Origin of the sequence: Albibacillus kandeliae (assembly GCF_003116585.1) — a bacterium.
GTDB lineage: Bacteria > Pseudomonadota > Alphaproteobacteria > Rhodobacterales > Rhodobacteraceae > Albibacillus > Albibacillus kandeliae.
Genome location: NZ_QEHM01000010.1, coordinates 205,473 through 222,793 on the forward strand (window position 1 = coordinate 205,473; position 17,321 = coordinate 222,793).

Here is a 17,321-nt window from a genome sequence, read left to right on the forward strand (position 1 = left end):
ACGGAATGCGATAATGACTCTGATCATCGGCCTGGCCCTTGTTTTCGGTCTCGTCTTCGGCGGGTTCATGCTCTCGGGCGGCAAGCTCGACATCGTGCTGCACGCCCTGCCATTCGAAGGCATGATGATCGTTGGCGCAGCCGTAGGCGCCTTTGTGATCGCCAACTCTTTCGCCGTGGTGAAGAGCAGCATGGGCGGCATCCTCAAGGTCATCAAAGGGCCGAAGTGGAAGGCCCGTGACTACGAAGACCTGCTGAACCTGCTTTACGAATTCGCCCGTATCTACAAGCAGAAGGGTATCCTTGCGCTCGACGAGCACATCGAGAAGCCGCAGGAGAGCGAGATCTTCAAGCGCTATCCCAAGATCCTCAAGGATCACTTCGCGACCGAACTGATCACCGACAGTTTCCGCATGCTGTCGATGCAGTTCGACGACCGCTACCAGACCGAGGACGTGATCAACCGCAAGATCAAGAAGCATCACCATGAATCGCTGCATGCGGCGCATGCGATCCAGACCATGGCGGACGGTCTGCCGGCGATCGGGATCGTCGCGGCCGTTCTGGGTGTGATCAAGACGATGTCGTCCATCGACCAGCCGCCCGAAGTTCTGGGCGGGATGATCGGCGGCGCGCTTGTCGGGACGTTTCTTGGCGTGTTTCTGGCCTACTGCATGGTGCAGCCGGTTTCGGGTCGGCTGAAGCAGATCGAGGACGAGGACGCGGCCTTCTACCACGTGATCCGGGACGTGTTCGTTGCCATCGTCGCGAACTATCCTCCGAACATCTGCATCGAGATGGGCCGCGGCAACATCCCCACGCGGATGCAGCCCGACTTCTACAAGGTTGAGGCGGGGCAGAAGGAGCTGGCGCCGCTATGATCCGGCTGTTTTGCCTGTTGGCCCTGCTGATCGCCCCGGCCGTGCCGGGTTTCGCGGCTGGCGCCCCGAAGCCCGCCGAGGAGCCGTCGGCGTCCGAAGATCAGGACGCCTCGGCTCCGCCGGAGTTCACCATGCCGGTCTGGCATGCGACCATGCCGACCGCGCGCAACAGCTTTCCCGATGACATCATGACCCGGATGCGCGATGCGCTGCTGGCCAAGACGGGGCAGGCAGCGGAGGAGAGCCCGGAAGAGGCGGCCCCGGACGTCTCGGCGGGGCATTAGGCGACGATGCAGGCCGGTCGGATCCGGGCGCTTGAGCTGATGGAAAAGCTGAAGCGGCAGGCCATCGAGAGCGATGCGCAGGAACTGAACGATCTGCGGGCCGAGGCGCTGCGGCTGGACCAGCGGCGCGAACGCCTGGAGCGGGAGATGACCGAGGGGGCGCAGACGGACGATCCGGCGATGCGGACCTACCTTGGCGACTACCTGCGATCCATGCGCTCGGAGATCGCGCGGGTGGAGCGCGACCGCAAGCGCATCGAGCCGGGGCTGAACAGGCTGGAGCAGCGTGTCGCGACGGCCTTTCGCGAAATGAAGACCTATGAATCGGTGCGCGTGGCAGGAATGGCGCTGGCGAAGGACGAGGCCCAGCGGGCCGAGGATGCGGCGGAGGCCGAGATGGCGGTGATGCGCTGGTGGCGCGCGCGGCAGGGGGCCGGCAGAACTTGAAGTGCGCCCATTGGGTGTGTATCTTGAATGCACACTCTGATGGAGCAAATGCATGTCCGCCACTGTCTCTGCCAAGCGCCGCACGAATGTGACCATCGACAGCGATGTCCTCGACGCGGCGCGCGAGCTTGGGCTCAACGTGTCGGCGATCAGCGAGGCGGCCCTCGCTGAATCGGTGCGCGAGGCCCGTGCGCGGGCATGGGCTGCAGAGAACCGCGAGGCAATCAGCCAGCGCCGCGCCTGGGTCGACCGGAACGGGATGCCCCTGGCGCGATGGCAGGTGTGGACGCCCGAGTAATGGCGCAGTTTCATGTATATCGCCTGCCGGACGGGACGCTGGTGCTCGACCTGCAGTCCGACCTGATACGTACCGGGACGAGGGTGGTGGCGCCCCTGTTGCCCGTGACCGAGGATCTGAGGCCAATCACGCGGTTGGAGCCGGTGTTTCACATCGAAGGCGAGCCGATGGCGCTGCACACGGGCGAGATGGCGGCGATCCCCGAGCGGCTGGTGTCGTCCGGCCCGGTCATGGACCTGACGAGCGAGGACTACACCATCCGGCGCGCGCTGGATCTGGTCTTCGTGGGGTTCTAGGGCGCTACTTCGCTGCCGGTGGCGGGCCGGAGCTGCCACGGGTAATGAATTCCACCTCGATCACCTCGGACGGGCCGTCGATCCGGCCTTCGGCGATCATGTCCAGCAGCAGTTCGGCCGCGCGCACGCCGATCTGCGTGCGCGGCTGGCGGATGGTGGTCAGGCCCGGGCTGAGATGCTGGGAGATCTCGATGTTGTCGAAGCCGACCACCGAGACGTCCTGCGGCACCTGTACGCCACGGCGTTGCACCTGACCCATGAAGCCTGTCGCCATCTCGTCCGAGGAGAGGAACAGCGCCGTCGGCTTGTCCTGCATAGCCAGCCAGGCGCGGCCGGCCGAGGCGCCGGAATCCATGCTGAAGTCGCCCTCGATGATCCAGTCGTCGCGCATCGGCAGGCCAAGCTGGGACAGCGCGCTGCGGAATCCTTCGAGCCGGGTTTCGGTCAGGACGTTGCCGCGCGGGCCGGTGACATGGCCGATGTGGCGGTGGCCGAGCTTGGCAAGGTGGCCGACCGCAAGCGCGGCGCCGCGCTGGTTCTCGACACGGACGGAGGGCAGGGCGCTGCCCATCCACTCGCAGGCCAGCACGACAGGGGGGCGGGCCGGGGTTCTGAGCGCCTCGGGGGACAGGGTCCCGTCGAGCAGGATCAGCCCGTCGGCCTGGCCCGAGGTCAGGTAGTGCTGGAGCCGTTCTTCGGGGTCGGGGCCGAACTGGGTGTCGGCGATGAGCATGCCGTATTGCGCCGGGGTCAGCACTGACGAGAGCCCCGCGAGGATCTGCGAGAAGAAGGGGTTTGCGATGTTCGGAAGCAGGATGATCACCGACCCGGTGCGCTGCCGCCGCAGGTTCGACGCGGTGGCATTCACGCGGTATCCGGTCTCGGCAACGGCGGTCAAAACGGCCTCGCGAGTCGCCTTTGCGACCACCGAAGGCTTGGACAGGGTACGGCTGACCGTGGCGGTCGACACCCCCGCGCTGCGGGCAACATCCTGAATCGTTGCGATTTTCCGGTCCATCGAACTCCCTTTCAGGGGCTTAGATTGGACTGAAAATTAACTCTTGTAAACGATTGCACTCTTTGTCAGGCTCACATGCAAACGATTACATACGCGACGAGAGGAGAAGTCGCGCATGGGAGGATGCACGTGAAGACGATCAAGGGCCCTGCGCTGTTCCTGGCGCAGTTCGCAGGCGACGACGCTCCCTTCGACAGCTGGGGCGGCATTACCCGCTGGGCGGCGGATTGCGGCTATGCCGGGGTGCAGGTTCCGAGCTGGGACAAGCGGCTGATCGATCTCGACCAGGCCGCCGAGAGCCGGGACTATTGCGAGGAGTGGCTTGGGCAAGCCGAAGAGAACGGGATCACCGTGACAGAGCTGGCCTGCCATCTTCAGGGCCAGCTTGTTGCCGTGCATCCCGCCTATGACGTCGCCTTCGACGGGTTCGCGGATGCCTCGGTGCATGGCGATCCGGCGGCGCGGCAGGCCTGGGCGGTAGAACAGGTGAAAAAGGCCATCCGTGCCTCGGCCAACCTTGGGCTGACCGCGCTTCCGACCTTTTCGGGCGCGCTGGCCTGGCCCTACATCTACCCATGGCCGCAGCGCCCGGCAGGGCTGGTCGAGATGGCCTTTGACGAATTGGCGAAACGCTGGCGTCCGCTGCTGGACCTCGCGGATGAGCACGGGGTTAACCTCTGCTACGAGATCCACCCGGGCGAGGACCTGCACGATGGGGCAAGCTTCGAGATGTTCCTCGAGCGGGTGAACGACCATCCTCGCGCGATGATGCTCTACGATCCGAGCCACTACGTTCTGCAGTGCCTCGACTACCTCGATCATCTGGACATCTACGCCGAACGGATCGGGGCGTTTCACGTCAAGGACGCCGAGTTCAATCCGACCGGGCGGCAGGGCGTCTATGGCGGCTACCAGAGCTGGGTGAACCGGGCAGGGCGGTTCCGCTCGCTTGGGGACGGGCAGGTGGATTTCGGCGCGGTGTTCTCCAAGTTCGCGGCGATGGATTTCGACGGCTGGGCGGTGGTCGAATGGGAATGTGCGCTGAAGCATCCTGAGGATGGCGCGCGCGAGGGCGCGCAGTTCGTCAAGGACCACATCATCCGGGTCACGCCGCATGCCTTTGACGATTTCGCCAACGCGGGGACCGACGAGGCCGCGAACCGCAGAATGCTGGGGCTCGAGCGATGAGCCGTTTCGCCGGACGCACGGGACCGATCCGGCTGGGGATGGTCGGCGGGGGACAGGGGGCCATGATCGGCTCGGTCCATCGCATCGCTGCGCGTCTGGACGGGCAATTCGAACTGGTGGCGGGTGCGCTGTCCTCGACAGAGGACAAGGCGCGGGCCTCGGCGGCCGAGGTCGGGCTTGCGGCAGACCGGACCTATACCGACTACGTGGAGATGGCCAAGCGCGAGGCGCGGCTGAAAGACGGGATCGAGGCGGTGTCGGTCGTGGTGCCCAACCACATGCATTTGCCGGTCGCACGCGAGTTCCTGAAGCGCGGGATCCACGTGATCTGCGACAAGCCGCTGACCGGAACGCTGCCGGATGCGAAGAAGCTGCAGGCCGCGGCCGAGAAATCGCAGGCGCTGTTCGTGCTGACCCACAACTACACGGGCTACCCCTTGGTGCGCGAAGCGCGGTCGCGGGTTCAGCGCGGGGATCTCGGCGAGATCCGGCTGGTTCAGGTCGAGTATGCGCAGGACTGGCTGGCCGAGGTGCCGGAGCCGGACAACAAGCAGGCGGCATGGCGCACCGACCCGGAGCGTAGTGGTGCCGGGGGCGCCACCGGGGACATCGGGACACATGCCTGGAACCTGCTGCGCCATGTCACCGGGCTGGAGCCCGAAGCCATCGCAGCCGATCTGCAAAGCTTTGTTCCCGGGCGATTGCTGGACGACAACGCCCACGTGATGCTGCGCTTCAAGGGCGGCGCGCGCGGTACGCTCTGGTGCAGCCAGGTCGCGGCGGGCGAGGAGAACGGTCTGCGGCTGCGGGTCTATGGAACCAAGGCCGGGCTGGAATGGCGGCAGGAAAACCCCAATGAACTGCGGGTGACTCCGTTGGGCGGGTCGACACAGATCGTGACGCGTGCCTCGGCCGATACTGGCCCGGGCTCGCGGGGGATGACACGGATCCCGCCGGGGCATCCCGAGGGGTTTTTCGAAGCCTTTGCAAATATCTACGGTGCAGCGGCCGAGGCCATCCGGGCCGCGCGGAACGGCGATGGCCTGCCGGAGGGCATGTTGTTCCCGACGGTGGCCGACGGGGTTGAAGGTGTCGCCTTTGTCGATGCCTGCGTCCGCTCCTCGCGGCGCAACGCCGCGTGGGTGTCGTTTTGACCGCCGTGCTTGAAGCCCGTGGGGTAACCCGCCGCTTTGGCCCCATCGAGGTGCTGCACGGGATCGACTTTGCGCTGGTGCCCGGCGAAGTGCATGCGCTGATCGGTGAGAATGGCGCCGGCAAGTCGACGATGATGAAGATCCTCGGCGGCTACCTGTCGCCCTCGACGGGCGAGCTGCTGCTTGACGGGCAATCGGTGAGCTTTGCCGATCAGCGTGCGGCGGAGGATGCCGGGATCCTGATGATCCATCAGGAATTCAACCTCGCTCTGCAGCTAACGGTTGAAGAGAACCTGTTCCTTGGCCGCGAGAAGCGGCGCGGTCTGTTCCTCGATCAGAAGGCGATGCGCGCGGAGGCGCGGGAGCTGCTGGCGCGGCTGGATTGTCATGTCGATCCGCGGGTGCGTATCCGTGACCTTTCGGTCCCGAACCGGCAGATGGTCGAGATCGCCCGTGCGCTGGGGCGCAAGGCGCGGGTCCTGATCATGGATGAACCGACCGCCGTGCTGACCGGGCGCGAGACGGATGTCTTGCTGAAACAGATCGAACGTCTGCGGGCGCAGGGCACCGCGATCCTCTACACCTCGCACAAGCTGGACGAGGTCGCGCGGATCGCTGACCGGGTGACGGTTCTGCGCGACGGGACCCATATCACGACGCGCCCGGCGGCAGGGTTTACCGAGCACGCGATGGCCGAGGCGATGGTCGGGCGCGAACTGTCCGACCTGTTTCCGGCGAAGCCCCGGGCAGGCGATGACGTGGTTCTGGAGGTCGAGGGGCTGACGGTTCCGGGCCATGTGCGCGACGCGTCGTTCAGGCTCCGGCGTGGCGAGGTGCTGGGTTTCGCCGGGCTGGTGGGGGCCGGGCGGACCGAACTGATGGAAGGCATCGTCGGGCTTCGGCCTTCGCAGGGGACCGTGCGGGTCAATGGCGCGGAGCTGAGCGGCGGCTCGGTGCTGGAGGCGCGGCGGGCGGGGCTGGTCTATCTGACCGAGGACCGCAAGGAAAAGGGCCTGTTGCTGGGCAAGTCGCTGACCGAGAACCTGACGCTTCTGGCGCTGGACCGCTTCGGGCGGGTGGCGATCGACAAGCGCGCCGAGGACCGGGCATTGACCGACGCCATCGCCGAGTTCGACATTCGCGTGAAGGACAGGGCCATGACCGCCGGGAACCTCTCGGGCGGGAACCAGCAGAAGCTGTTGCTGGCCAAGACCATGCTTGCCGAGCCGCAGATCGTCATCATCGACGAGCCGACTCGCGGTATCGACATCGGCACCAAGCAACAGATCTACGATTTCATCGCGGCGCTGGCCGCCAAGGGCAAGAGCGTGATCGTCGTTTCCTCTGAGCTGCCTGAAGTGATCGGGCTGGCCTCGCGCGTTGTCGTGATGGGGCGCGGCCATATCGCGGGCGAGCTGGAAGGCGAGGCGATCACCGAAGACGCGATCCTGCGCCGCGCCATGGGCGTGAGCGAAATGGCCGGAGCACAGGCATGACCGACACGACCACCCAGACCAACGAAACAGGCGCCCGGCGGCATGGCATTTCGCTGCATGTTCTCGGCCCGCTGCTGGCCCTGATCGTGCTGATCGTGCTGGGCGCCTCGCTCAACTCGAACTTCCTGAGCTATGGCAACGTGACCAACGTGCTCGCGCGCTCGGCCTTCATCGGGATCATTGCCGTCGGCATGACCTTTGTCATCACGGCAGGGGGAATCGACCTGTCGGTGGGGTCCATGGCCGCGTTCATCGCGGGGGTGATGATCATGGCGATGAACGCCATGATCCCGACCCTCGGCATCGGGGTGCCGCTGGTTCTGGCGGGTATGGCGGTGGCGCTGGTCACCGGGTTGGCCGCCGGGCTGCTGAACGGGTTCCTGATTGCGAAGGTCGGCATCGAGGCCTTCATCGTCACGCTCGGGTCGATGGGCATCTACCGTTCGCTGACCACCTGGCTGGCGGATGGCGGGACGCTCTCGCTGAACTACGATGCGCGCAGCTTCTATCGCCCGGTCTATTACGACGGCATCCTCGGGGTCGCCTGGCCGATCATCGTCTTCGCGCTCGTCGCGATCCTGGGCGAGCTGGCCATGCGCAAGACGCCGTTTGGCCGGCACTGCGCCGCGCTGGGTGCCAACGAACAGGTCGCCAAGTATTCGGCGGTCAAGGTCGACCGCGTGCGGATGGCCACCTACGTCCTGCTGGGGATGCTGGTGGGCGTTGCGACGATCATGTACGTCCCGCGCCTCGGTTCCGCTTCCGGCTCGACCGGGGTGCTCTGGGAGCTGGAGGCCATCGCGGCTGTGATCATCGGGGGCACCGTGCTCAAGGGCGGCTACGGCCGGGTCTGGGGCACCGTTGTGGGTGTCCTGATCCTGAGCCTCATCGACAATATTCTGAACCTCGCCTCGATCGTCAGCCCCTACCTGAACGGCGCGATCCAAGGCGTGATCGTCATCCTTGCTGTGGTCTTGCAGCGGGAAGGAAAGCCCGCCGAGTGAGCGGCAATTTTGGGAGGAAAGACATGAAACGCAGAGATATTTTCAAGGGCGCGGTACTTGGCCTCGCCCTTGTCGGCGCGGGCCCCGCGCTGGCGCAGGACACCAAGGTGATCGGCGTTGCGATCCCCTCGGCCACCCACGGCTTCATGGGCGGGCTGAACTACCACGCACAGGCCGCGATCGAACGCCTCGAGGCGACTTATCCGCAGCTGGACTTCGTGCTGGCGACGGCAGGCGACGCGGGCAAGATGGTCAACGATATCGAGGACATGGTCGCCACGCGCAACATCAGCGCGCTGGTCGTGCTGCCGTTCGAATCCGAGCCGCTGACCGCGCCGGTGCAGGCGGTGAAGGACGCCGGCATCTGGGTAACGGTCGTTGACCGGGGCCTCTCGGTTCCGAACATCGAGGACCTTTATGTCGCCGGGGACAACACCGGCTTTGGCCGCGTGGCGGGCGAGTACTTTGCCGAGAACCTGAAGTCGGGCGACAACGTCGTCGTTCTGCGCGGGATCCCGACAACGCTCGACAACGAGCGGGTCGATGCCTTTACGGCGGCAATCGAAGGGACCGGGATCAACGTGCTCGACATGCAGCACGGCAACTGGAACCGCGACGACGCGTTCAACGTGATGCAGGACTTCCTGTCGAAGTACGATGACATCGACGCGGTCTGGGCGGCCGATGACGACATGGCTGTCGGCGTGCTGGAAGCCATCGACCAGGCGGGCCGGAACGACGAGATGTGGGTCGTCGGCGGCGCGGGCATGAAGGAAATCATCAAGCGCATGATGGATGGCGACCCGATGCTGCCGGTGAACGTGACCTATCCTCCGGCGCAGATCGCAACCGCGATCGAGCTGACGGCGCTTGGTCAGGTCTCGCCCACCCCTGTCTCGGGACGATTCATCATTGGCAGCCAGCGGATCACGCCGGAGAATGCCGAACAGTACTACTTCCCCGACAGCCCGTTCTGATCAGGGACGAGGGCCGGAAACGACAACGCCGAGCGGATAGTCCGCTCGGCGTTTTGCGTTCTTCGGGGCCACGTCGCGCATGGCCCCGCTTGGGGATCAGTTGCGCTTGAGCTGGCTCACGTCCCGTACCGCGCCGCGCGCGGCCGAGGTGGTCAGGGCGGCATAGGCCTGCAGCGCGCTCGATACCTTGCGGGTGCGCTTCTCTTCCGGGAACCAGCCCTTGGCCTCGCGCGCAGCGCGGCGCTCGGCGAGGACGGCATCGTCCACGGCGAGGTGGATCTTGCGGTTCGGGATGTCGATCTCGATCAGGTCGCCTTCTTCCACCAGCCCGATGGTGCCGCCTTCTGCGGCTTCCGGGGACACGTGGCCGATGGACAGACCCGAGGAGCCGCCGGAGAAGCGCCCGTCGGTGACCAGCGCGCAGGCTTTACCGAGGCCCTTCGACTTGAGGTAGGAGGTCGGGTAGAGCATCTCCTGCATCCCCGGACCGCCGCGCGGGCCTTCGTAGCGGATCAGAACGATGTCGCCTTCCTTGACCTTGCCGGTGAGGATCGAGCTGACCGCGCTGTCCTGGCTCTCGAAGATGCGGGCCGGGCCGGTGAAGGTCAGGATCGACTCGTCGACGCCTGCGGTCTTCACGATGCAGCCATCCTCGGCGAGGTTGCCGTAGAGCACGGCGAGGCCGCCGTCCTTGCTGAAGGCATTCTCGGCATTGCGGATGACCCCGCTCGTGCGGTCGAGATCCAGCGTGTCATACCGGCGCGCCTGCGAAAACGCGGTCTGGGTCGGAACGCCGCCCGGCGCCGCGCGGAAGAAGTCGTGCACGGACTCGGAATTGGTGCGGGTGATGTCCCAGCGGTCGAGCGCCTGCGCGAGGCTCTCGGAATGGACGCTGCCGACCGAGGTGTCGAGCAGGCCGACGCGGTCCAGTTCACCGAGGATGGACATGATGCCGCCGGCACGGTGGACGTCTTCCATGTGGACGTCGTTCTTGGCCGGAGCCACCTTGCACAGTACCGGAACGTTGCGGGACAGCTGGTCGATGTCGGACATGTCGAAATCGACCTCGCCCTCGACCGCCGCCGCCAGCAGGTGCAGAACCGTGTTGGTCGAACCGCCCATCGCGATGTCGAGCGTCATCGCGTTCTTGAACGCCGGGACCGTCGCGATGGAGCGCGGCAGGACCGAGGCATCGTCCTGTTCGTAGTAGCGGCGCGCGAGGTCGACGACGAGGTGACCGGCCTCGACGAATAGGCGCTCGCGGTCGGCATGGGTCGCGAGGGTCGAGCCGTTGCCCGGCAGCGAGAGGCCAAGCGCCTCGGTCAGGCAGTTCATGGAGTTCGCGGTGAACATGCCCGAGCAGGAGCCACAGGTGGGGCAGGCAGCGCGCTCGATCGCGGCAACCTGTTCGTCGGAATAGCTGTCGTCGGCGGCGGCAACCATCGCGTCGACGAGGTCAAGCGCGGTTTCCTTGCCTTCCCACACGACCTTGCCGGCTTCCATCGGGCCGCCCGAGACGAAGACGACGGGAATGTTCAGTCGCATGGCGGCCATGAGCATACCCGGGGTGATCTTGTCGCAGTTCGAGATGCAGACCATGGCATCGGCGCAATGGGCGTTGACCATGTACTCGACGCTGTCGGCGATGATCTCGCGCGAGGGCAGGGAGTAGAGCATCCCGTCGTGACCCATCGCGATGCCGTCGTCGACCGCGATGGTGTTGAATTCCTTCGCCACACCGCCGGCCTTCTCGACCTCGCGGGCCACGAGTTGGCCGAGGTCCTTGAGGTGGACGTGTCCGGGCACGAACTGGGTAAAGGAGTTGACGATGGCGATGATCGGCTTGCCGAAATCGTCATCCTTCATTCCGGTTGCACGCCACAGGCCACGGGCGCCGGCCATGTTGCGGCCGTGGGTACTGGTTCTCGATCGATAACGGGGCATCGAACCCTCCCTGAATTGCGAATCGCGCGTCAAACTACCTGCCTCGTGTTTGAGACGGAAATATATTATAAAGGGGCTATTAGGTCGCTGGAGATATAAGAAATGCAAGTCCGTCAGTTGAGGCACTTCCTTGCCGTCGCCGAGACACTGCATTTCGGCAGGGCCGCCGAACAGCTTGGCATGACGCAGCCGCCCCTCAGCCAATCGGTGCAGGCGCTGGAACGCGACCTCGGTGCGCCACTGTTCGAACGGACCCGGCGCAGTGTTGCCCTGACGGCCTTTGGTGCCCAGTGGCTGCCGCATGTGCGCGCGGTTCTCGACGACCTGTCGCACCTCGAAGTCACAGCCGACCGGTTGATCAACGGTCATGCGGGGCGCCTGTCGCTCTCTTTCGTCAGCACTGCCGACTACAGCGTTCTGCCGTCACTGGTGCACCGGTTCCGCCAGCTCTATCCCGACGTGGACCTGTCGCTGACCGAAGCCACCAGCGATACGCAGATCGCCTCGCTGCTGAGGGGGGACGGGCATGTGGGGATCATCATCCCGCCCAGCGAGGAGCGGTTGCATCCGAGTTTCGGCTATCGCGGTCTGGTCCGCGAACCGCTGGTCGCCGCGGTGCCCGACAGCTGGGTCACCGAGGGGCGCTTGCGGCCGACGGGCGGGCGCATCAGCCCGGCGGAGGTGATCTCGTCGCCGCTGATCGTGTTTCCGCGAAGCGCGGCACCTGCGTTCTACGATCTTGTCACGGACTACTATGTTGCCTGTGGCGGGACGGCCGAGATCGTGCAGAACGCGATCCAGATGCAGACCATCATCAGCCTTGTCTCCGCCGGGATGGGGGTTGCGCTGGTGCCGGAGTCGCTGCGCCATCTCGCGCGCTCCGGTGTCCGGTATCTCGATCTGGACGGCACTCCGCCGCTGCTGGAGACCGGGGTGATCTGGCGGCGCGACGACCGGTCGCCGATCCTTCGCAACTTCCTCGACGTGACCGAGCAGATCACGGTGGCCGAGGAGCCGGTTCGGGCCGGTTGACCGGGCCCGAACCGGAGGGCTTCAGCGCTCGGCGAGATCGCCGGGCAGCAGGGCGTCGGGCAGGTTCTGGTAGCAGACCGGGCGCAGGAAGCGGCGGATCGAGAGCGTGCCCACCGAGGTTGCGCCGAAGTTGGTCGAGGCGGGGTAGGGTCCGCCATGCACCATGCTGTCTGCCACTTCGACCCCGGTCGGGAAGCCGTTGACGAGCAGACGCCCGGCCTTGCGTTCGAGGACTGGCAGAAGCCTTGCGGCGACCGGCGTGTCCTCGGCATCCATCTGGAGGGTCGCGGTCAACTGGCCTTCGAACCCGCGTGCCAGGGTCAGCATTTCCTCGGGGCCTGACACCCGGATGACGAGGCCGAGCGGGCCGAAGACTTCTTCGCCAAGCGCATGGTCCTGCAGGTAGGTCGCGGCGTCGGTTTCGAAGAGGTTCGGGCTGGCCTGCCGTCCTTCATCCTCGGTCACGAGGACGGGTTGCACGGCATTGCGCCCGGCGAAGCGGTCGCGCCCGCTGCGGTAGGCGGCGGCGATACCGTCCGTCAGCATGGCCTGCGCCCCGACCTTGCCGAGAGCAGCCCCGGCGGCGGCGACAAAGGCGTCGCCCGCCGGACCGTGGGAGACTACGGCGATGCCCGGGTTGGTGCAGAATTGTCCCGCGCCCATAGTCAGCGACCCGGCCCAGCCCTCGCCGATCTGCGCTGCGCGCGCCTCTGCGGCGGCAGGCAGAACGAACATAGGGTTGACCGACCCCAGCTCGCCGAAGAAGGGGATGGGTTCGGGCCGCTGCGCGCAGAGGTCGAAGAGGGCGCGCCCTGCGCCAAGCGAGCCGGTGAAGCCCACGGCGCGGATAAGCGGATGCTGGACAAGGGCCTGCGCATAGTCGCGCCCGTCACCCTGGATCAGGGAGAAGACACCGGGGTGAACGCCGCAGCTCTCGATGGCGGCCTTGATCGCCTCGGCGATGATCTCGCCTGTGCCGGGGTGGGCGGGGTGGCCCTTGACCACCACGGGGCATCCGGCCGCGAGTGCGGCGGCGGTATCGCCCCCGGCGGTCGAGAAGGCGAGGGGGAAGTTCGACGCGCCGAAGACGGCCACCGGACCGATCGGGCGCTGCACCATCTTCAGATCGGGACGGGGCAGGGGCTGACGGTCGGGCAGGGCCGGATCGTGCCGGATGTCGAGATAGTTGCCCTTCTGGATATGGTCCGCGAACAGGCGAAGCTGACCCGTGGTGCGCCCGCGTTCGCCCTCGAGCCGCGCGGCGGGCAGACCGCTCTCTGCCGTACCGATGGCGGTAATGGCGGCGCCCCGCGCCTCGATCTCGTCGGCGATGGTCCGCAGGAAGGCCGCGCGCTCGGCGCGCGAGGAATAGCCGTAGCTCCAGAAGGCTTCCTCGGCGGCCTCGACCGCAGCGTTGACATCCTCGGTCGTGCCGCGCGCAACATCGAAGCCTTCGCCGGTCAGCGGAGACGAGCGGAAGGTATCCTGTCCAGAGACCCATGCACCCGCGATCAGGTGCTGGCCCCGGGGCTGGAAGGTACTGTCGTTCATCGTGGTTCTCCTCAGGTCCTGTGGATCGGTTCCGCGGTGAACTTGCCGCCCTGGTAGAGGCTTTCCGGCGCATCCGCTGCGGGCCGGGGGGCTGCCGCTTCCACCTCGGCTCGGTACGCCTCGGAGTTATCCCTTGGCCGCCAGCCGATCAACCTTGCGGTCTCGGTGTTCCACCAGCCCTCGTCATTGTCGGAGACGCCCCAGATGGTCGGGCAGCCCAGCATCGGGACGCGGAAGACGCATTCGACCAGCGAGATGAAGTCGTCGGGAGACATCCATGTGGCCAGCATGCGCCGGTCGCGCGGCTTCTCGAAGCAGGAGCCGATGCGGATCAGCGCGGTCTCTTGCCCGAACTTGGAGTGATAGAGCGAGGCCATCGCCTCGCCAAAGCACTTGGAGACGCCGTAGAGCCCGTCGGGCCTGGTCGGCATGGTGGTGTCGATCACCTGGTCCTGCTGGTAGTAGCCGATGGTGTGGTTCGACGACGCGAAGAAGATGCGCGGCATCCCGTGCGCCCGCGCGGCCTCGTAAAGGTTGTAGACCCCGGTGATGTTGCCGCGCTGGATCATGTCCCAGGGCCGCTCGACCGAGACTCCGCCGAGATGAAGGATACCGTCGCAATCCTTCACGAGGTCGAAGACGGCCTGTTCGTCGCCGAGGTCGCAGGGCACGACCTCTTCGTTGGCGCCCGCGGGCTCCATGTCGGCGATATCGGAGAGGCGCAGTACCTCGGCCAGATGGCCCAGCCGGGCCCGGGCCAGTTTGCCGAGGTTCCCGGCGGCGCCGGTGATGAGCAGTCGTTTCAAGGCGTCAGCTCCTATTTCAGAAGGTTGGGGAGGGTCATGGAGAAGGCGGGTACGTAGGTGACCAGCATCAGCGCGACGAGGATGGCCGCGTAGAAGGGCCAGATCGTCCTGACCGCCTGTTCGATCCGGATGCCGCCGACGACGCAGCCGACGAAGAGGCAGGCGCCGACGGGCGGGGTGCAGAGACCAAGGCCGAGGTTCATCATCATGATTACGCCGAACTGAACCGGGTCCATGCCGAGGCCGACGACCACGGGAAGGAAGATCGGGGTGCAGATCAGGATCAGGGCCGCCATGTCCATGATCATGCCCAGCACCAGCAGGGTGAGGTTGAGCAGGAGCAGGATGATGAAGGGGTTGGACGAGATCGAGGTGACGAAGGTGGCGAGGTTGTCGGGCACCCGGTAGAGCGCGAGCAGGTAGGCGAAGGACGAGGCCGTCGCGACCAGCAGCATCACCAGTGCGGTGGTGCGCACGGCGGCCACCACCGCGCGCTTGAACCCGGCCCAGGTGAGCTCTCGGTAGACGAAGACAGTTACCGCGATCGCCCAGATTGCCCCGAAGGCGCCGGACTCGGTGACCGTCATCACGCCCGAGAGGACGCCGCCGACGATGATGACAGCGGTCAGCAGCCCGGGTACGGCCACGACAAAGCTCAGGAGCAGGGCGCGCCAGCCGGGAAACTCCTCGGACGGATAGCCGCGCTTGACGGCGATGTACCAGGCCACGATGCCGAGGCAGAGGCACATCAGGATGCCGGGGATCACCCCAGCGATGAAGAGCTGCGAGACCGAGACGCCGCCCGCCGCGACCGCGTAGAGGATCATGTTGTGGGAGGGCGGGATCACCACCCCGGCGACAGAAGAGGTGACGGTGACGTTGACCGCATAGTCGGCGTCGTAGCCCTTTTCCTTCATCACCGGCATGAGGATGGCGCCAAGGGCGGAGGTGTCGGCGACCGCAGACCCCGAGATGCCGCCGAACAGCATGGACGAGGCCACGTTGACCACGCCGAGCCCGCCGCGCGACTTGCCCACGGCAGAGGCGGCGAGACGGACCAGCCGGGCAGCGATGCCACCCTGCATCATCAGTTCGCCGGCAAAGATGAAGAAGGGGATCGCCAGCAGCGAGAAGACCGAGATGCCAGAGAGGATGCGCTGGAATCCGATGAACATCGGCAGCCCTTCGTAGAGAAAGCCACCCACCGTCGCGAGGCCGAGCGCGAAGGCGACGGGCATGCCCGAGATGAGCCCCAGGGCGAAGACGCCAAAGAGAATTGCGAGGCCCATTCAGTGCTCCAGAGGGTCTTGGCCACGGGCGAGCGTGACGAGGTGATAGAGGGAAAACAGCACGCTGAGGACGCCGCAGATGGCCATGGGCACAGCCCGCCAGCCTTCGGCGATGCCCAGCATCGGGATACGGCGGCGCCATGTCTTGTCGCTCAGTTCGTAGCCCTGCCATGCGAGATAGCAGCCGAAGATGATGACGCCGATCACCGCGATCCAGCGCAACGGCACGCGGATCGGGAGGGGCATCATCTCGCGCAGGAAGTCGATGGACAGGTGCGCCTTGTTCCAGACCCCGGCGGCGCCCCCGAGGAACGTGATCCAGACCACCAGCAGAAGGGCGGCCTGTTCGACCCATGTCGGGGTGTCGTTCAGCACGTAGCGGCCGAAGACCAGCCAGCCGAAGATCGCGATGAGGGTGACGAGCTGGATGCCGGCGACGGTGATGCAAAGCCGCGAGGCGAGGTCGAGCGCGCGATAGACGGGGCCGCGGGTCGCGGGCGCCGGGGAGAGGTCGTTCATCTGGGACTCCTGCGCAAAGGAAATGCCCCGGCGCACACCGGGGCATTTCAAACCTAGGCGATCATTCGGTCGCCTGGATATCCTTGATCAGGCTCTCCAGATCGGGGTTCGCCTTGATGAAGTTGGCGTAGACCGGGCCCATCTTGTCCTGGAAGGCCTTGGGGTCCTTGACCTCGTTGATCTCCACGCCTGCGGCCTCGACCTTTTCACGGCTGGCCTTTTCACGCTCGGCCCAGAGCTGGCGCTGTTCCTCGGCGGCGTGTACCGCCGCTTCCTTGACGATCGCCTTGTCCTCGTCCGAGAGCGGGTCCCAGGTGGCCGTCGAAACGCAGAGGCATTCCGGGATGATGAGGTGGTTGGTGATCGAGTAGTACTTGGCCACTTCGAAGTGGTTCGAGCTGTCGTAGGAGGGATAGTTGTTCTCCGCCCCGTCGATCACCCCGGTCTTGAGCGATTGGTAGACTTCGCCATAGGCCATCGGGGTCGCGTTGCCGCCAAGCTGGTCGACCATGTCGACGTAGAGGTCGTTGTTCATGACGCGGAACTTCATGCCCTTGACGTCATCCGGCGTCTCGATCGGGTGCTTGGTGTTGTAGAAGCTGCGCGAGCCGCTGTCGAACCACGAGAGGGCGACAAGGCCTTCGGCGGCCAGTGCGTCCGAGAACTGCTGCCCGATGGGGCCGTCCATCACGTGGTGCATCTGCTCGACATCCTTGAAGATGAAGGGCAGCGAAAGGACGTTGGTGGCCGGGACGATCTGGCCCATCGGACCCATGTTGAAGTTTGCGAAGTCCAGGCCGCCGTTGCGCACCTGTTCGATGGCGTCGGGCTGATCGCCGAGAACGGCGTTGTGGTAAACCTCGGGCTCGATCCGGCCACCCGTTTTGTCCGCCACTTCCTTGGCGAAGGATTCGAGCGCGATGGAGTTCGGGTAATCCTCGGGGTGAATGTTCCAGCCACGCCACTGGTCGGCCAGGGCCGGAGCGGCGATCAGGGCGGCGACGGCGCCTGAGAGCGCGATTCTGGTGAAAGTCATATGGTATCCTCCCATTTGTCTCGGGCGGTTGGGCCGCCGACATGGCATGGTATGATGAATCATAATATAAGTTGTCAATACATATGATGCATTTTGGGTGTA

At 65.6% G+C, this 17,321-nt stretch carries 18 protein-coding genes; 11 read left to right on the top strand and 7 right to left on the bottom strand.

The annotated features are described in order from the left end of the window. The first annotated feature begins 13 nt into the window (after positions 1–13). From motA to DDT93_RS22175, 5 genes are read left to right on the top strand one after another with little or no spacing between them, the layout of a single operon-like run. Positions 14–880: a flagellar motor stator protein MotA gene (gene motA, locus DDT93_RS22155; RefSeq protein ID WP_109468074.1), complete on the top strand. Its 867-nt coding sequence runs from the start codon at positions 14–16 to the stop codon at positions 878–880. Beyond that, positions 877–1,164, top strand: a complete 288-nt coding sequence (locus DDT93_RS22160) for a hypothetical protein (protein WP_109468075.1) — start codon at positions 877–879, stop codon at positions 1,162–1,164. The genes motA and DDT93_RS22160 overlap by 4 nt, the downstream gene beginning before the upstream one ends. Before the next feature lie 39 nt (positions 1,165–1,203). Then, on the top strand, positions 1,204–1,611 hold the full coding sequence (locus DDT93_RS22165) for a hypothetical protein (protein ID WP_157960255.1): 408 nt from the start codon (positions 1,204–1,206) through the stop codon (positions 1,609–1,611). Positions 1,612–1,663: 52 nt separating this feature from the next. Continuing rightward, on the top strand, positions 1,664–1,909 hold the full coding sequence (locus DDT93_RS22170) for a type II toxin-antitoxin system CcdA family antitoxin (RefSeq protein WP_109468077.1): 246 nt from the start codon (positions 1,664–1,666) through the stop codon (positions 1,907–1,909). Next, positions 1,909–2,205, top strand: a complete 297-nt coding sequence (locus tag DDT93_RS22175) for a CcdB family protein (RefSeq protein ID WP_109468078.1) — start codon at positions 1,909–1,911, stop codon at positions 2,203–2,205. Before DDT93_RS22170 ends, DDT93_RS22175 begins: the two co-directional genes overlap by 1 nt. Positions 2,206–2,209: 4 nt before the next feature. Here the strand turns inward: DDT93_RS22175 and DDT93_RS22180 are convergent, their stop codons facing one another. Beyond that, on the bottom strand, positions 2,210–3,223 hold the full coding sequence (locus tag DDT93_RS22180) for a LacI family DNA-binding transcriptional regulator (RefSeq protein ID WP_109468079.1): 1,014 nt from the start codon (positions 3,221–3,223) through the stop codon (positions 2,210–2,212). A gap of 129 nt (positions 3,224–3,352) precedes the next feature. Here DDT93_RS22180 and DDT93_RS22185 point away from each other — a divergent pair, with 129 nt between their 5' ends. From DDT93_RS22185 to DDT93_RS22205, 5 genes are read left to right on the top strand one after another with little or no spacing between them, the layout of a single operon-like run. Beyond that, positions 3,353–4,411, top strand: coding sequence for a sugar phosphate isomerase/epimerase family protein (locus tag DDT93_RS22185; protein WP_109468123.1), 1,059 nt, complete (start codon positions 3,353–3,355; stop codon positions 4,409–4,411). Continuing rightward, a complete protein-coding gene (locus DDT93_RS22190) occupies positions 4,408–5,565 on the top strand; it encodes a Gfo/Idh/MocA family protein (protein ID WP_109468080.1) in 1,158 nt (385 codons plus the stop codon). Before DDT93_RS22185 ends, DDT93_RS22190 begins: the two co-directional genes overlap by 4 nt. Beyond that, positions 5,562–7,061: a sugar ABC transporter ATP-binding protein gene (locus tag DDT93_RS22195; RefSeq protein ID WP_232825540.1), complete on the top strand. Its 1,500-nt coding sequence runs from the start codon at positions 5,562–5,564 to the stop codon at positions 7,059–7,061. The genes DDT93_RS22190 and DDT93_RS22195 overlap by 4 nt, the downstream gene beginning before the upstream one ends. Next, positions 7,058–8,065: an ABC transporter permease gene (locus DDT93_RS22200; protein ID WP_109468082.1), complete on the top strand. Its 1,008-nt coding sequence runs from the start codon at positions 7,058–7,060 to the stop codon at positions 8,063–8,065. Before DDT93_RS22195 ends, DDT93_RS22200 begins: the two co-directional genes overlap by 4 nt. Before the next feature lie 23 nt (positions 8,066–8,088). Beyond that, the gene (locus DDT93_RS22205) at positions 8,089–9,042 is read left to right on the top strand and encodes an ABC transporter substrate-binding protein (RefSeq protein ID WP_109468083.1); all 954 of its coding nucleotides are present in this window, start codon (positions 8,089–8,091) and stop codon (positions 9,040–9,042) included. 96 nt (positions 9,043–9,138) lie between these two features. Here DDT93_RS22205 and ilvD read toward each other — a convergent pair whose 3' ends face one another. Further along, positions 9,139–10,986, bottom strand: a complete 1,848-nt coding sequence (gene ilvD / locus DDT93_RS22210; protein WP_109468084.1) for a dihydroxy-acid dehydratase — start codon at positions 10,984–10,986, stop codon at positions 9,139–9,141. A gap of 102 nt (positions 10,987–11,088) precedes the next feature. On the opposite strand from ilvD, the gene DDT93_RS22215 reads away from it, so the two are divergent. Then, complete coding sequence (locus tag DDT93_RS22215) at positions 11,089–12,018, top strand: LysR family transcriptional regulator (protein WP_109468085.1); 930 nt, start codon at positions 11,089–11,091, stop codon at positions 12,016–12,018. A 21-nt stretch (positions 12,019–12,039) separates the two neighbouring features. Here the strand turns inward: DDT93_RS22215 and DDT93_RS22220 are convergent, their stop codons facing one another. The 5 genes from DDT93_RS22220 to DDT93_RS22240 form a co-directional block, all read right to left on the bottom strand. Next, positions 12,040–13,569 carry an aldehyde dehydrogenase (NADP(+)) gene (locus DDT93_RS22220; protein WP_109468086.1) on the bottom strand — a complete coding sequence of 510 codons (1,530 nt, stop codon included), beginning with the start codon at positions 13,567–13,569 and terminating at the stop codon, positions 12,040–12,042. An 11-nt stretch (positions 13,570–13,580) separates the two neighbouring features. Further along, positions 13,581–14,375 (bottom strand): NAD-dependent epimerase/dehydratase family protein, encoded by a 795-nt coding sequence (locus DDT93_RS22225; protein ID WP_109468087.1) that lies wholly within the window; start codon positions 14,373–14,375, stop codon positions 13,581–13,583. 11 nt (positions 14,376–14,386) lie between these two features. Further along, positions 14,387–15,664: a TRAP transporter large permease gene (locus DDT93_RS22230; RefSeq protein ID WP_109468088.1), complete on the bottom strand. Its 1,278-nt coding sequence runs from the start codon at positions 15,662–15,664 to the stop codon at positions 14,387–14,389. Next, a complete protein-coding gene (locus tag DDT93_RS22235; protein WP_109468089.1) occupies positions 15,665–16,183 on the bottom strand; it encodes a TRAP transporter small permease in 519 nt (172 codons plus the stop codon). 61 nt (positions 16,184–16,244) lie between these two features. Next, entirely contained in the window at positions 16,245–17,219 is a 975-nt protein-coding gene (locus DDT93_RS22240) for a TRAP transporter substrate-binding protein (RefSeq protein WP_109468090.1), read from the bottom strand. Positions 17,220–17,321 lie beyond the last annotated feature (102 nt).